15 protein-coding genes are annotated in these 12,220 nt (G+C 66.5%); 5 read left to right on the forward strand and 10 right to left on the reverse strand.

Annotated elements, in window-relative coordinates; all coding sequences use genetic code 11:
• Positions 1–190 precede the first annotated feature (190 nt).
• From RHM57_RS12345 to RHM57_RS12375, 7 genes are all read right to left on the reverse strand, one after another.
• Positions 191–952 carry an ABC transporter permease gene (locus RHM57_RS12345; RefSeq protein ID WP_322135326.1) on the reverse strand — a complete coding sequence of 254 codons (762 nt, stop codon included), beginning with the start codon at positions 950–952 and terminating at the stop codon, positions 191–193.
• Entirely contained in the window at positions 949–1,878 is a 930-nt protein-coding gene (locus tag RHM57_RS12350) for an ABC transporter ATP-binding protein (protein ID WP_134445967.1), read from the reverse strand. Before RHM57_RS12350 ends, RHM57_RS12345 begins: the two co-directional genes overlap by 4 nt.
• Entirely contained in the window at positions 1,875–2,231 is a 357-nt protein-coding gene (locus RHM57_RS12355) for a PLD nuclease N-terminal domain-containing protein (protein WP_322140931.1), read from the reverse strand. Before RHM57_RS12355 ends, RHM57_RS12350 begins: the two co-directional genes overlap by 4 nt.
• Positions 2,228–3,295: a DUF1648 domain-containing protein gene (locus RHM57_RS12360; protein ID WP_322135324.1), complete on the reverse strand. Its 1,068-nt coding sequence runs from the start codon at positions 3,293–3,295 to the stop codon at positions 2,228–2,230. The genes RHM57_RS12355 and RHM57_RS12360 overlap by 4 nt, the downstream gene beginning before the upstream one ends.
• Entirely contained in the window at positions 3,288–3,638 is a 351-nt protein-coding gene (locus RHM57_RS12365; protein WP_134445969.1) for a PadR family transcriptional regulator, read from the reverse strand. Before RHM57_RS12365 ends, RHM57_RS12360 begins: the two co-directional genes overlap by 8 nt.
• Before the next feature lie 154 nt (positions 3,639–3,792).
• Positions 3,793–4,131 carry a transcription initiation protein gene (locus RHM57_RS12370; RefSeq protein ID WP_322135323.1) on the reverse strand — a complete coding sequence of 113 codons (339 nt, stop codon included), beginning with the start codon at positions 4,129–4,131 and terminating at the stop codon, positions 3,793–3,795.
• Positions 4,128–4,358 (reverse strand): dodecin, encoded by a 231-nt coding sequence (locus RHM57_RS12375; protein ID WP_134445971.1) that lies wholly within the window; start codon positions 4,356–4,358, stop codon positions 4,128–4,130. Before RHM57_RS12375 ends, RHM57_RS12370 begins: the two co-directional genes overlap by 4 nt.
• A 338-nt stretch (positions 4,359–4,696) precedes the next feature.
• On the opposite strand from RHM57_RS12375, the gene RHM57_RS12380 reads away from it, so the two are divergent.
• Positions 4,697–5,071, forward strand: coding sequence for a putative quinol monooxygenase (locus RHM57_RS12380; RefSeq protein ID WP_322188247.1), 375 nt, complete (start codon positions 4,697–4,699; stop codon positions 5,069–5,071).
• 137 nt (positions 5,072–5,208) lie between these two features.
• Here the strand turns inward: RHM57_RS12380 and RHM57_RS12385 are convergent, their stop codons facing one another.
• The gene (locus RHM57_RS12385) at positions 5,209–6,042 is read right to left on the reverse strand and encodes an alpha/beta hydrolase (protein WP_322135321.1); all 834 of its coding nucleotides are present in this window, start codon (positions 6,040–6,042) and stop codon (positions 5,209–5,211) included.
• 204 nt (positions 6,043–6,246) lie between these two features.
• On the opposite strand from RHM57_RS12385, the gene RHM57_RS12390 reads away from it, so the two are divergent.
• Positions 6,247–6,837: a TetR/AcrR family transcriptional regulator gene (locus RHM57_RS12390; RefSeq protein WP_322135320.1), complete on the forward strand. Its 591-nt coding sequence runs from the start codon at positions 6,247–6,249 to the stop codon at positions 6,835–6,837.
• A gap of 49 nt (positions 6,838–6,886) precedes the next feature.
• Here the strand turns inward: RHM57_RS12390 and RHM57_RS12395 are convergent, their stop codons facing one another.
• Positions 6,887–7,156, reverse strand: coding sequence for a hypothetical protein (locus RHM57_RS12395; RefSeq protein ID WP_322135319.1), 270 nt, complete (start codon positions 7,154–7,156; stop codon positions 6,887–6,889).
• Positions 7,157–7,863: 707 nt separating this feature from the next.
• On the opposite strand from RHM57_RS12395, the gene RHM57_RS12400 reads away from it, so the two are divergent.
• From RHM57_RS12400 to RHM57_RS12410, 3 genes are all read left to right on the forward strand, one after another.
• Positions 7,864–8,238, forward strand: a complete 375-nt coding sequence (locus RHM57_RS12400) for a YccF domain-containing protein (RefSeq protein ID WP_134535734.1) — start codon at positions 7,864–7,866, stop codon at positions 8,236–8,238.
• A 176-nt stretch (positions 8,239–8,414) separates the two neighbouring features.
• Positions 8,415–10,571: a nuclease-related domain-containing DEAD/DEAH box helicase gene (locus RHM57_RS12405; RefSeq protein WP_322140932.1), complete on the forward strand. Its 2,157-nt coding sequence runs from the start codon at positions 8,415–8,417 to the stop codon at positions 10,569–10,571.
• Positions 10,572–10,745: 174 nt separating this feature from the next.
• A complete protein-coding gene (locus RHM57_RS12410; RefSeq protein ID WP_322135316.1) occupies positions 10,746–11,627 on the forward strand; it encodes an HNH endonuclease in 882 nt (293 codons plus the stop codon).
• Positions 11,628–11,629: 2 nt separating this feature from the next.
• Here the strand turns inward: RHM57_RS12410 and RHM57_RS12415 are convergent, their stop codons facing one another.
• A complete protein-coding gene (locus RHM57_RS12415; protein WP_322135315.1) occupies positions 11,630–12,160 on the reverse strand; it encodes a DUF6998 domain-containing protein in 531 nt (176 codons plus the stop codon).
• Positions 12,161–12,220 lie beyond the last annotated feature (60 nt).

Here is a 12,220-nt window from a genome sequence, read left to right on the forward strand (position 1 = left end):
CGCGCCCGCCGTTTCGGGCGCGCCGTGCCGAAACGGGCGCGGCGCGATCGGATGCCGCCCGTCGCCGCACGTATCCGGCTCACCGGTCGCGCCGCATCCGTTCACCCCACGCCCGCGCCGGTTTCGGCAGCCCGCGCCCGCCGTTTCGGGCGCGGGCTGCCGAAAGGGGCGCAGGCACCGCCCGGCAGGCCTAGAGTTCCTGCCGCCGGAAGGCGGCGACCGCGAGCGCGACCAGGGCGGCGGCCAGCAGCAGCGCCGTGCACACCGGCCAGAACGTTTCGACCGACTTGCCGAGCGCGAGCGACGTCGGCACGCCCGTCAGCGCCGCCGGTGAATAGGTGCCGAGGGGCGTCCACAGTGCGGCGATCGACACGAGCGCATACGCGCCCAGCCCGGCACCGGCGGCCCCGGCCGTGGGGCTGATCACCACGGAGAGCAGCGTCATCAGGGCGACGAACAGGATGCCGAACACCAGCCAGGCGAGCGACGCCGACCAGAGCGCCCCGCCGGGCGCCTCCCCGAACACGATCGCCGTCCCGCCCCAGGTGACGAGCGTGCCCGCGACTACGAGCATCGCGAGGAACGCCGAATGCACGGTCGCCTTGGCGAGGATGAACGCGCCGCGCGACACCGGTTTGGTGAGCACGAGCACCGCGGTGCCGCTGCGTCGCTCCGAGGAGACGATGCCGCCGTAGACGATGATCAGCGCGAACAGCACGATCTGGGACAGGTTCTTGATCCAGCCCGTGTAGGCGTCGGCATACGTCGGGTCCGGGAGCGTGAACTGCCCGAGCTGGTCGCCCGCGACCGCTCGCAGGATCTCCGGCGTGAACCGGGCCATCACCGGGCCGGTCAGCGCGAAGAACAGCACGATGCCCGGGAGCACCCAGAGTCGCCAGGTCCGCACGATCTCGAGGACCTCCTTGCGCGCGAACGCTGCGAATCCCCTCATCGGGTCCCCCCTCCGACCAGGCTGACGAAGACGTCCTCGAGGCCGAGCTCACCGGCATCCATGCGGCACAAGCCGACGTGCCGGCCGGCGACGAGCACCGGGATGGCCCGGCGGGCGGCGTCCATGTCGGTGACGGTGATTTCGAGGGCGCCGGTGGGCCCCACGGCAACGGATGTCGCCCACGGCTCGCGGGAGATGTCTTCCGCGAGGCCGCCCGCGGCATCCGTGACCTCGAGGATCACCTTGCGTTCGGCGTACCGGGAGGTGAGCTCCTGGATCGGCCCGTGCGCGACCACGCGACCGTGGTCGAGAATGGCGACGGTGTCGCAGACCCGCTCGACGTCGGCGAGGATATGCGTCGAGAAGAATACGGTGGTCCGCCCGCGCAGCGAGCTGAGCATCTCGAGCACGTCGCGGCGTCCCATCGGGTCGAGGGCGCTCGTCGGCTCGTCGAGGAGGAGCAGCTGGGGCGCGTTGATCAGCGCCTGGGCGACCCCGAGCCGTTGCTTCATGCCGCGGGAGTACCCGCCGATCGCGGTGGTCACGTCGGTCAGTCCGGCGAGTCCGAGAAGCATGCCGACACGTTCATCCAGGGTGCGCCGGTCGATCGCGAAGAGCCGGCCGACGAACCGGAGGAATTCCTCGGCGGTCATCCAGTCGTAGAAGCCGGGCACGTCGGGCAGGAAGCCGATCCGAGCGCGGATCGAGTCGTCGACCGCCGTGACGTCGCGGCCGAGGATCTGCACGCCGCCGCTCGTCGGCCGGGCGAGGCCGGTCAGCATCCGGAGCAGCGTCGTCTTGCCGGCTCCGTTCGGGCCGAGGAACCCGAAGATCGAGCCTTCCTCGACCTCGAGGTCGACGTTGTCGAGCGCGCGGTGCTCGCCGTAGGTCTTGGTCAGGCCGCTGGTGCGGATCGCGAGACTCATCGCGGGCCGGCTTCACTCCGTGGCTCGGTGCCCGGCTGCCCGGCGGCGTCGTTGCGTGACCCGTACAAGGAGTCGGCAACCGCGTCGGGGCTGATCGAGGGCGGCCGGGGCGCCGACGCTGCCGCGTCCAGCACGGCGGGCTTCCGGCCCACGACCAGGTAGAGGATGGCGCCGAGCAGGTTGGCGAGCAGGATCACGGCCAGCCACACCCACTTGTTGCCGGTGAGAACCCGCTCGGCAGGCCGCCGGTACAGGTCGACGAGCGCGATGACGTCGAGGGTGACCTGCACGACCCCCATCACCGCGATGACGATCCACACCCACCCGGGGAGTGACGACAAAGGCATATTCATGACACGGAACCCTTCTTCGAGGCCGACGCGAAGTCGCGGCGCTGTTCGGCGGCGCGACCACTCCGGGAAACACCCACGAGCAACCCCAACGGCAGCACGAGCACGAGGAACAGCCCGACCCAGGTCGGCCACATTCCGGCGCCGCCCTGCACCGCGAAGATGGTCTGCACGAGGCAGACGAGCGCGACGAGCGCAAGCGCAAGACTCCCGGCGGATGCGGCGACCCGACTCCACGCCCCACGCCGGGCCAGGTGCACCCAGGCCGCGGCGAGCAGCGGCAGCAGCACGAACCCGCTCAGGAGCAGAAGGTTGGCGGTGCGGCTCGAGTAGCCGTCCGGCTCGCCGGTGAGTCCCCAGTGCGAGGGGACGGTTTCGGGCAGACCGGCCCAGGTCGCGGCCGCGAGGGCGGCGAACGCGACCCCGGCGAGGATCGGTGCAGCGAGCGTCGCCGTGACCACCCACGCGGGCGCCTCGGCGAACGGCTCGTCCTCGTCGTCCGGCCGGATCAGGTGCGCCCGCACGGCGAGCGCGGCGAAGTTGACCGTCCAGCCGATGCCGAGCGCCTTCGGCACGAGGATGTTCGGGTCAGTCGGGTCCCACGACCGGCTCGCGAAGCGCTCCGACGTGGGCTGCCGGGTGTCGTAGGGGACGCCGAGGAACCGGCCCGCCCGGTGGGTGCGCGGCAGTCCCCCGGTGGTGAGGTCCCGGGGGTCGCGAGCGGCGGCATCCGTGCCCCCGTCGTGGTCGATGCCGGAGTCGACACCATGGTCGGTGTCGAAGTTTGAATCGGAGTCGGAGTCGGGATCGTCGGCCGCATAGGCGCCCGCGAGCTCCTCGGGCTCGCCCAGCTCGGCGAGCACCCGGCGCACCGCGTCGTCGCTGCGATCGGTCCCGTCGAGGCGATGCTCGACGTGGGCTAGCAGCTCGGCGAGGGAGTCCGCGTCGATGTCGATGCGCAGTCGCGCCGCGGCGGCGCCCAGGTGGTCGAAGTAGGCGTCGACCAGCGCGGTTGCCCCGGCGGGCGGGAGCCCGTCGCCGGGCAGCGCTTCGGAGTGGTCACGCATGGGTCGCGTCCTTTCCCAGGAGGTCGGTCATGTCGGCGCTCATCGCGGTCCAGACCTTCGTCATCGCGACGAAGGCCCGCTCGCCCGCGGGCGACAGCCGGTAGTACTTGCGCGGCGGGCCGACGGGCGATTCCTGCCACTCCGAGGTGATCAGGCCGGTCTTCTTCAGCCGATTCAGCAGCGGGTACGCGGTGCCGGCGCTGATGGCGAGGCCCGGGTACTGGACGAGCCGGTCGACGATCTCGGCGCCGTAGGCCTCGCCCCGGTGCAGCAGGGCGAGCACGGCGAGCTCGACCACGCCCTTGCGCAGTTGAGACGGAATCGCCTCGCCCTCGATCGCCATGGTCCCGCCTCGCGTCCTGTACCGTGTCACACCCGGTTGCTTGTTATGCCAACTACAAGGTAACACACGTTACCGCCGCGAGCGGATGCCGGCCGACAGCTGGGTCTCGACGCCCGGCGGATGCGACCACTCCCGCCGGCCTCGCCCTGCGCCCCTAGCTCTCCGGGTCGTACCCGAACGCGCGGAGCTCCTGCGCGCACCGGCAGGCCACCGCGATCCTCCGCGCCCACTCGACCGCGTCCTCCCGGGTCGGCAGCTCCAGCACGGTGAACCCGCCCGTGAGGTCGGAGCCCGGATAGAGCTCAGCGCTCACCGACCCATCGGCGGCAACGAGCACCGGAGCGACGCCCTCGTCGATCCCCCCGCCGAAGACCCAGACGCCGGCCGCCTTCGCCTCAGCGACCACGGCATGGGAGTCGACGACAGCGACCGGGAACTCCTCGTCGGTGACCACCATCGCGCTGCTCGGGAACGAGATGAGGTACTTGGTCATGAATCGGCCACCTCATCGGCGTCGTCCAGCCGGAAGCCGACCTTGAGCGTCACCTGGAAGTGGTGGATCACGCCGTCCTCCACATGCCCGCGGGTGCCCACCACCTCGAACCAGTCCACGTTGCGCAGCGTACGGGTCGCGCGCTCGAGTCCGCTGCGGATGGCCGCATCCGTTCCGTCCGGCGACGTCCCGACAATCTCCGTGACGCGGTACGTGTGATTCGTCATCGCTTGTTCCCTCCACCTTCGTGCCGAACCCGCGGCGTCCTCGCCTCGGGTTCTCCGACCATAGCCCGCGAGCAACGAGCCTTCAACGGCGTGGCCACGGGCATCCCCCGACGCCACCGCGAACGCACCCGACCCACACCACGCACGCCCGGCAAGTCCACGAGCGCCGCGTCGTGCGGAGCATCGGCCCGGGTGTTCAGATACTCGACACTCTCCGCGACCGGCTGTTCGTGCGCTCTAGCATCGGTCTCGATAGTTCGGACCGAGGCGTGACGGGTTGTTCTGGCGCCCAGACCGCAGCGGATCCACCGAGTGAGGCATCGAGAGAGGCAACGACCATGCGCGAAGAAATCTACTGGCTAGTGACCTGCGACGTGAAGCCGGGCAAGTTCCAGGACTTCACCGAAGCAATCGAGCCGCTCGTGGCAGCGACGAAGGCCGAAGAGGGCTCGCTCATCTACGACTACAGCGTCAACGACGACGAGACCCTGGTGCACATTCTTGAAATGTATCGAGACTCAGCGGCTGTCGTCAGCCACGTCACGACGGTCTTCCCCCAGTTCGCCGAGCGCTTCCTCGACGGCGTCGACATCACGGGCTTCGTCGTGTTCGGCACACCGGATGCCGCGGCGAAGGAAATCCTCGACGGCTTCGGCTCGACCTACATGCGACCCTTCTCGGGTTTCACGCGCAAGGAGTCGCTCGTCAGCTAGCCACGGGTCATGGCCTTCGCCAGTGACTCCCGGCACAATGGAGGTGAGATGAGCGGCTCCCACGCCGACTCTTACCGCGTCCTCACCTCCGGCGCCTACGGGCACCGCGCCAGCGAGTCCACCGGAGAGAGCCCGGCCTAGGCGCGGGCCAGGGTCTTCACGAATCCGAGAATGGCCGCCGCGGTGATGTCCGGCTGCTGGGCCTGAGGGTAGTGGCCGGCCTCGGCGACCATCACGACCGAGCCGTGGAGGGCATCCGCTACGAAACGGGCCTCAGTGGCGGGGTCCTTGAAGTCGGGGTCCTTGTCGCCCATGATGACGAGCGTGGGGGCGGTCACCGCGCTGAGCTTCGCCTCGGCGGGGTCGTGGGTGGTCTGCTGGGTGGTGAGTGAGAAGGCCTTGCCGTACGGCTTGCGCGTCAGGCTGGCGATGACCGCCGTGCGATACTCCACGAAATCGTCGGGCTTCCGGCCGGCGTAGAGGGTGGGCATATAGCTCTTCCACATGGGCGCGATCCAGAGCGGGGCCATCATCACGCGGAACAGCCCGCGAGTGAACACGTTCGTCGGCGGGTTCCGCACGAAGGGGCCGACCAGGACCAGACCGTCGACCTGGGCGGGATGCTCCGCGGCGACGATCACGGCGGCCCCGGCGGCCAGGGAGTTACCGACGATCACCGCCGGCCGGCCGAGCTGTGCGATCAGGGCCTGGATGTCGCTCGCGGTTTCGATGTCTCCGTAGCCGGAGAAGGTGGTGTCGCTGTCGCCGTGCCCACGGAGGTCGGTGGTGACCACCGTGTAGCCGGCGCCGACGAGCGCCGGGGTCAGGAAGCGATAGGAGGACCGCAACTCACCCATGCCGGGCACGAGTACGAGAAGTGGTCCGGCGCCCTGGAGGTCATAGGCGATGCGCCCCTCGGGGCGGGCGAGGTACTGAGTCGACGAGGCAGAAGCTGCAGTGGAGGAGGTCATGCAGCTACTATGCATCCCCTTTTGGCTAGTGTCAATAGCCAGATTAGAAAAGTGGATGCTTCACCCAGGCCGATCAGGACCACGTCGCCAGCACGCGGGGTTGGCTATTGACACTAGCCAGAAAGAAAGTCATCCTTAGCCCCATGGAAACAGCATCCGCTTTCGCTCGACGACGCCTCAGCGCCAGGACTGGAGCACGTACCCGTGCCTAGGGTCGGGCTCACCCGCGACCGGGTTGCGGAAGAGGCGGCCGTGATGGCCGATGAAGTCGGTCTCAACTCGCTCACCCTCGCCGCACTGGCCACCCGTCTCGGCGTTCGGCAGCCGTCGCTCTACAAGCACATCGATTCGATGGCCGGCCTCCACCGCGACATCGCCGTGCACGCCAAACGCGACATGGGCGAGGTGCTCGCGCGGGCATCCGTCGGTCGCTCCGGTCCCGACGCCATTTCCGCCATGTCCCGGGCGTATCGCCAGTGGGCGCTGCAGCACCCCGCCCGGTATGAGGCCGCCAACCGGATGCCCGCCCCGGGCGACCTCGATGACGAAGCCGTGTCGCTCGCGGTCATTCAGCTGATCACCGATGTACTCACCGCGTACCACCTCGAGGGCGACGACGCCATCGACGCGATCCGCGCCTTCCGCTCCACCCTGCACGGGTTCATCTCCTTCGAAACCGCGGGGTCCTTCGCCATGAGCGCAGACATCAACCGGAGCTTCGAACGCCTGATCCACGGCTTCATCGTCGCCCTCACCCAGTGGACCGACACCACCACTCCGCAGCCCGACCGGTAAACCGTTCATATAACCGCCGCTCACTCCCTGCAAACGCACTGATTCGGCGTCATTCGACCACGCAGACAGCATCCTTAAAGCGTTCCAATTGAACGTAAAACTGCACGGCATTCCGTTTCCCTGCAAGCTCCTCCGCGGCAGCTTCGTTTAGCCCCTTCACCTGCAGCAGACCGCCAACTTCTGGCGAGAGTGAAGCAATGTTGTTGAGAAGGGTAACGAGGGATTCGTCGTCGGGCGGCTTCCCTGCGGTGGACAGGTCAATCGCCGTCTGGCACGACACGGCAAGGGCGTTGTCTCGAGCGTTACTCGGTTCCTTCACCCACTCAGCCCAACTCCGCAACAGATCATCGCTGGATACCGCAGCGGTCGAACGCGCCTTGGCGAGTTGCTCTACCTCTGGCGCAGAGCGTCCCAGGCCGCTTGCGACGTACTCGAGTAATTGGCTACCCGTTCGCGCAGTGCCACCGCTACATCCAGTGAGGGACGCCAAAAGGATGAGGGCAGTTCCTCCCCCAATTGTTCCCCGGACGATTCGGCGTCGTCCCCGCCCCGCTATGTCAAGACTCGAGTGTGTCTTCATCGAGATTGCCTTCCATCCAGTGGTGAAGAACTTCCTTGCTCTGGCGCCGCCTGGCGCGATCATCGCGTTCCCCAACTAGACGTTGGACTCCCTCGCAAGCGGTGTCAAGGCACCTGAGGCCCCCCCCGCCCAGACAAGCGCCGAAACGATCACCTGACTGGCGACCAGGTCGGGCACTGACGCACGAATGTCTGCCACACCCACGACAGTCGGCTCAGGTTCATTCTCGCCAGCTTTCAGCACGCACAGCCGGCCGTTGCCCCGCACTCAAGCCGCTGAACCTAAGAGGCCGGAACTCATCATCGAGTCTCTCCTCAACGTAATCTGGCCCGTGAAGCCGCACGTCGGGTCCCATCCTGCCCAGCGGCACGCCAGCACGCTGCAAGCCCGAATCAACCGAGCTCGCCGGCACACCGTGCGCGCGACCTGAGAGACTGAATACCATCATGAGGACTCTCCTGAACATCATCTGGTTCGTGCTCTCGGGCTTCTGGCTGTTCCTCGGCTACATGCTGGCCGCGCTCATCATGTTCGTGCTCATCATCACCATCCCCTGGGGAATCGCCGCCGCCCGCATCGGCGTCTACGCGCTCTGGCCGTTCGGCAAGACCGTCGTCTCCACGCCGAACGCGGGTCTCGGGTCATTCCTCGGCAACGTGCTCTGGGTGGTGCTGGTCGGCTGGTGGATCGCCCTGACCCACCTCACCACCGGCATCGCGCTCTGCATCACGATCATCGGCATCCCGATGGGAATCGCCAACTTCAAACTCATCCCGGTCGCTCTCCTGCCGCTCGGCAAGGAGATCGTCGACCTGCCGTAGGCGATCGTCGGGACTCGGGGCCGACACACCACCGGCGCCGAGCCACAAGTCACTCCACGAGAGGTTGATTAGCACCTTCTCGACGACTCCGCTCTCGACCAGAGCATCGGCGGCCGCCGTGTGCGCGTGGTCAGTTTGCGGTGCAGCGGCCGCCCCTTCTCCTCCCCACCGCGAGGGTGCGCCCCGATCACGAACATGCCGATAAGCTCAGCCTGTATCTAGGCTTGGGGGAGCGGATGTCGGCAGGCGGATCGGCATGGAGCGAAGCGACGCGGCAACTGGCGCTCTCAGAAGCGCACGCGCTCGCCGCTGAATCCTCACGGGCCAAGGCCGCCAACTACTTCGCCGCCGCCGACAGCGAAAAACGCATCGCCCACGTTCTCGCCCCCCTCGCCGCGGCTGGCTACCACTTCCTGCCCGATCGTCAGTGGCCTGGCAGCCGTCGTGCTCAGGTCGACATGGTCGTCGTCGGGCCGGGCGGCCTGTTCATCGTGGACACCAAGGCATGGAAGGACCCGATCATCGCCGCGGGCCGGGTATTTCGAGGTCAAGCCGATGTCACCGACGAGTTCGACGGTCTGGCCGATCTCGCCTGGAAGACGGAAGCGGCTCTGGCTGAGATCGGCCTCGCCCCGGGCGAGGTGCGACCTGTGGTCGTTTTCGCCGGGCACAAAGGCGTCAGCGCGTCGGTCGGCGGAGTCGAGATTGTCGGTGAAGGTGACATCGTGCGCCACATCGCACGCCGAGGGCAGCGACTGACCGCGTCCGCCGTCGAGCAGGTGTTGGCCGCCGCGATCACGTGCTTTCCCTTGATCGGCGCGCCGGCACCGGTCGATGTGACCCTGCCCGAACCGATCATCGGCCCGGAACCAGTTCTCGATCTGGACCATCTCCCGAGCGAAAGCGACATCGAGGCCGCGATCCTCGAGGGACTCCTTGCCCCTCCGATGGAGGAGTGGATGACGTTCCTGCATCCCGACCAGGCCAAGTTGGTGCGCCGTAGTTTCAACGGGCCCTCTCGCATCCGCGGGGCCGCCGGCACCGGCAAGACTGTCGTGGGGCTGCACCGTGCCGCGTACCTGGCACGCTCCAAGGCGGACGCCCGCGTGCTCGTGACCACATACGTGCGCACTCTGCCCGATGTTCTGAGCAACCTGCTCGGCCGCATGGCCCCGGATGTCGCGGGTCGCGTGGAGTTCAGCGGCGTGCACCAATTCGCCCGCAAGGTGCTCGACGAGCGCGGCATCGACGTGCGCGTCAACCGCAAGCTGGCCGGTCAGTCATTCGAGGAGGCCTACAAGCAGACCTGTGGCCCGCTGACGAAAATCGACACGAACTCCCGTTACTGGCGGGAGGAGCTCGACAATGTGATCAAGGGCCGCGGTCTCACCACCTTCGACGAGTACGCCGACTGTGCCCGCATCGGCCGGCGCCGCCGCCTCACGCTCGACCAGCGCCGCTCGGTCTGGGAGCTCTACCAGTGCTACGAATCGCTGCTGCGCACTCGCGAAGTGCACGACGACGCTGACCTGATCCTGCTCGCCGAAGCGGCTCTGCGCGCCAAGCCGATGGTCGGGTACACCGCCGTCATTGTCGATGAGGCGCAGGACCTGTCGTGCGCCATGATCCGCATGCTCGCTTCCGTGGCCGGTGACGGTGCGGACGCCTTCACCCTGATCGGCGACGGCCAACAGACCATCTACCCCGGCGGCTACACCCTCGCCGAGGCCGGCCTCTCTGTCGCCGGCCGCGGAGTCGTCATGGACGTGAACTACCGCAACACTGCCGAGGTCCTCGCCCTGGCGGTCCGCGTCGTCGACGGTGCCAGCTACGTCGACATCGAAGGCACCGCAGCCAGCGCCGCCGCGATCACATCGCCGCGACACGGCGAACGTCCCCTCTTCGACCGGGCGCGCACCCGAACCGAGCACGACGGCAAACTGGTGCAGCATGTCCGCCGGGCCACGCAGAGCGTGAGTGTGGGCTGGGGTGACGTGGGGGTGCTCTGCTTCACCACTCGACAGGTGAGTGACACTTTGATGCTTCTGCGCACCGCGGGAATTCCCGTTGTCGAACTCACGAAATATGACGGTAGCCAGACGGATGCCGTGAAGGTCGGCACGATCAAGCGCGCCAAGGGGCTCGAGTTCAAGCAGGTGCTGCTGCCTTGGATTGCCGAACGCCTGATGTTCCCCGGCGTCATCGGAGCTGGATGGACCGATTCGCAGATCGAACGCGACGAGCGCGACCGCCGCGAACTGTTCGTGGGTATCACCCGAGCTCGCGACGGCGTGTGGGTCGGCTGCATCGCGGCGCAGGGCTCGTCTGCGTGAACATCCCGGCGAACCTGACAGGATTGCTGCAGAACAATGCGCCCGAATCACGTCGATACCCTCCGTGCAGAGCAACACCAACAGGTAGCGCACAAGGATATTGAAGTACTGGGGCACGTCGATCGACCCGTCTAGGCCGTTCAAGACCGTGACCGGTGCTGCTAGACATAGATCATGTACTCTCCCGAGGAACAGCTGATCATCCGCGAAGACGTGTTTCGTTGGCTAGATGAAAAAGTGGGACAGGGCGCATACGAGCTCACCCGGGACGAGTTGACCGGGTACCACTTCGGCGTTACCCCAATTCCACTTCTGGACCGCGGCCGGGGCATCCGAAATCCGCGTGACTTTGACGCCACCCTGACGATCATGACGGGCGTCAAAGGCGTCTATGACGACGTCACCAGCCCGGACGGTTTCGTGCACTACGCCTACCAATCGCGAGAGGGAGGTGACAACGTGAAACTTAGACGAGCGCTCGATCAGCGAGTACCACTGGTGTATTTCGAGGGAGTACGCCCCGGCGTATTCGTCGCACACTACCCCGCATATGTCGTCGCTGACGATGAGGTCAATCGCACATTCCTGATTGCGCTTGAAGAGTCGATGCGCTTCTTCGGCGACCCTTTGCACATGACAGGGGACGAGCGACGGTATGCCGAACGAGCGGTGCGCCAGAGACTTCATCAACCCGCGTTTCGTGCCCGTATCATGCACGCCTATGCCAGTACGTGCGCGGTGTGTCAGCTCAAGCATGCAGAGCTACTTGACGCTGCTCACATTGTTGAAGATTCCGATATCGCGGGCCTCGCCGTGGTGACCAACGGGATGGCGCTCTGCAAGATCCACCATGCCTCCTACGATCGCAATCTGATGGGCATCACCCCCGACTATGAGGTGAGGATCAATGGTGCACTGCTTGATGAGGTAGACGGTCCGATGCTCCGATACGGGCTACAGAACATGCATGGGAGGTCACTGGTGCTGCCGGGCCGCGCCAAAGATCGGCCGTCGCGGGACGGATTGGCACTCCGCTGGGAGAAGTTCGTTGCCTGAGATCATTCTGCGAGCGAAACCGGCAGGTCCAACGACTCGAGGGCGTTCTGGAGCCTAGTGGTGACATCGATACAATCGCTCAGGGCCGCGAGACCCGTAAGTGAAAGCGTGACTATCTCGCCGTTAACCCATGAGGCCTTGCCCGCCCTCGCGCTCACGACCTCAGACGGCACTTCGAAAGCCCCGAGAACCCCATAGGATTCCGCCGCAATCGCAACGAACACTGCTGCGTCGAAGTCCCAGGAGCGGAAGACGGAGAACTGTATAGGTTTGGACCGCGCACTCGCGGCAATCACGCGGGACTTCACCTGGAGAAGACGGCCATCAGCAGCCCGCACATCCCAGCTCTTTTCACTATTCGGCGCCAATTCACCCCGGTAGGCGCGGGCAGTAAGAGTCTCCGCCAAATCGCCTGCGGGCGCATTGAGAGTGCGAATGACACCTCGGGCGCGCAGCTCACCGAGAATGCCCGCATACTGCTGGAGAAGCTCCTGTGAGGTGAGATTTGACGCGTGAAACTCGTCCCGATTCATGGTTTCCAATTTAGGTCTTTGAGAGTCCTTCGACGACGAGCAATGAGCGGTGTCACCTCT

Source organism: Cryobacterium sp. 10S3, from assembly GCF_034344045.1.
GTDB classification, from domain to species: domain Bacteria; phylum Actinomycetota; class Actinomycetes; order Actinomycetales; family Microbacteriaceae; genus Cryobacterium; species Cryobacterium glucosi.

Coding starts and splice junctions, on each gene's coding strand:
- RHM57_RS12345 (WP_322135326.1), bottom strand. CDS start 952: ATGAGGGGATTCGCAGCGTTCGCGCGCAAGGAGGTCCTCGAGATCGTG.
- RHM57_RS12375 (WP_134445971.1), bottom strand. CDS start 4,358: ATGACGAATCACACGTACCGCGTCACGGAGATTGTCGGGACGTCGCCG.
- RHM57_RS12400 (WP_134535734.1), top strand. CDS start 7,864: ATGAGGACTCTCCTGAACATCATCTGGTTCGTGCTCTCGGGCTTCTGG.
- RHM57_RS12365 (WP_134445969.1), bottom strand. CDS start 3,638: ATGGCGATCGAGGGCGAGGCGATTCCGTCTCAACTGCGCAAGGGCGTG.
- RHM57_RS12385 (WP_322135321.1), bottom strand. CDS start 6,042: ATGACCTCCTCCACTGCAGCTTCTGCCTCGTCGACTCAGTACCTCGCC.
- RHM57_RS12410 (WP_322135316.1), top strand. CDS start 10,746: ATGTACTCTCCCGAGGAACAGCTGATCATCCGCGAAGACGTGTTTCGT.
- RHM57_RS12350 (WP_134445967.1), bottom strand. CDS start 1,878: ATGAGTCTCGCGATCCGCACCAGCGGCCTGACCAAGACCTACGGCGAG.
- RHM57_RS12415 (WP_322135315.1), bottom strand. CDS start 12,160: ATGAATCGGGACGAGTTTCACGCGTCAAATCTCACCTCACAGGAGCTT.
- RHM57_RS12360 (WP_322135324.1), bottom strand. CDS start 3,295: ATGCGTGACCACTCCGAAGCGCTGCCCGGCGACGGGCTCCCGCCCGCC.
- RHM57_RS12355 (WP_322140931.1), bottom strand. CDS start 2,231: ATGAATATGCCTTTGTCGTCACTCCCCGGGTGGGTGTGGATCGTCATC.
- RHM57_RS12380 (WP_322188247.1), top strand. CDS start 4,697: ATGCGCGAAGAAATCTACTGGCTAGTGACCTGCGACGTGAAGCCGGGC.
- RHM57_RS12370 (WP_322135323.1), bottom strand. CDS start 4,131: ATGACCAAGTACCTCATCTCGTTCCCGAGCAGCGCGATGGTGGTCACC.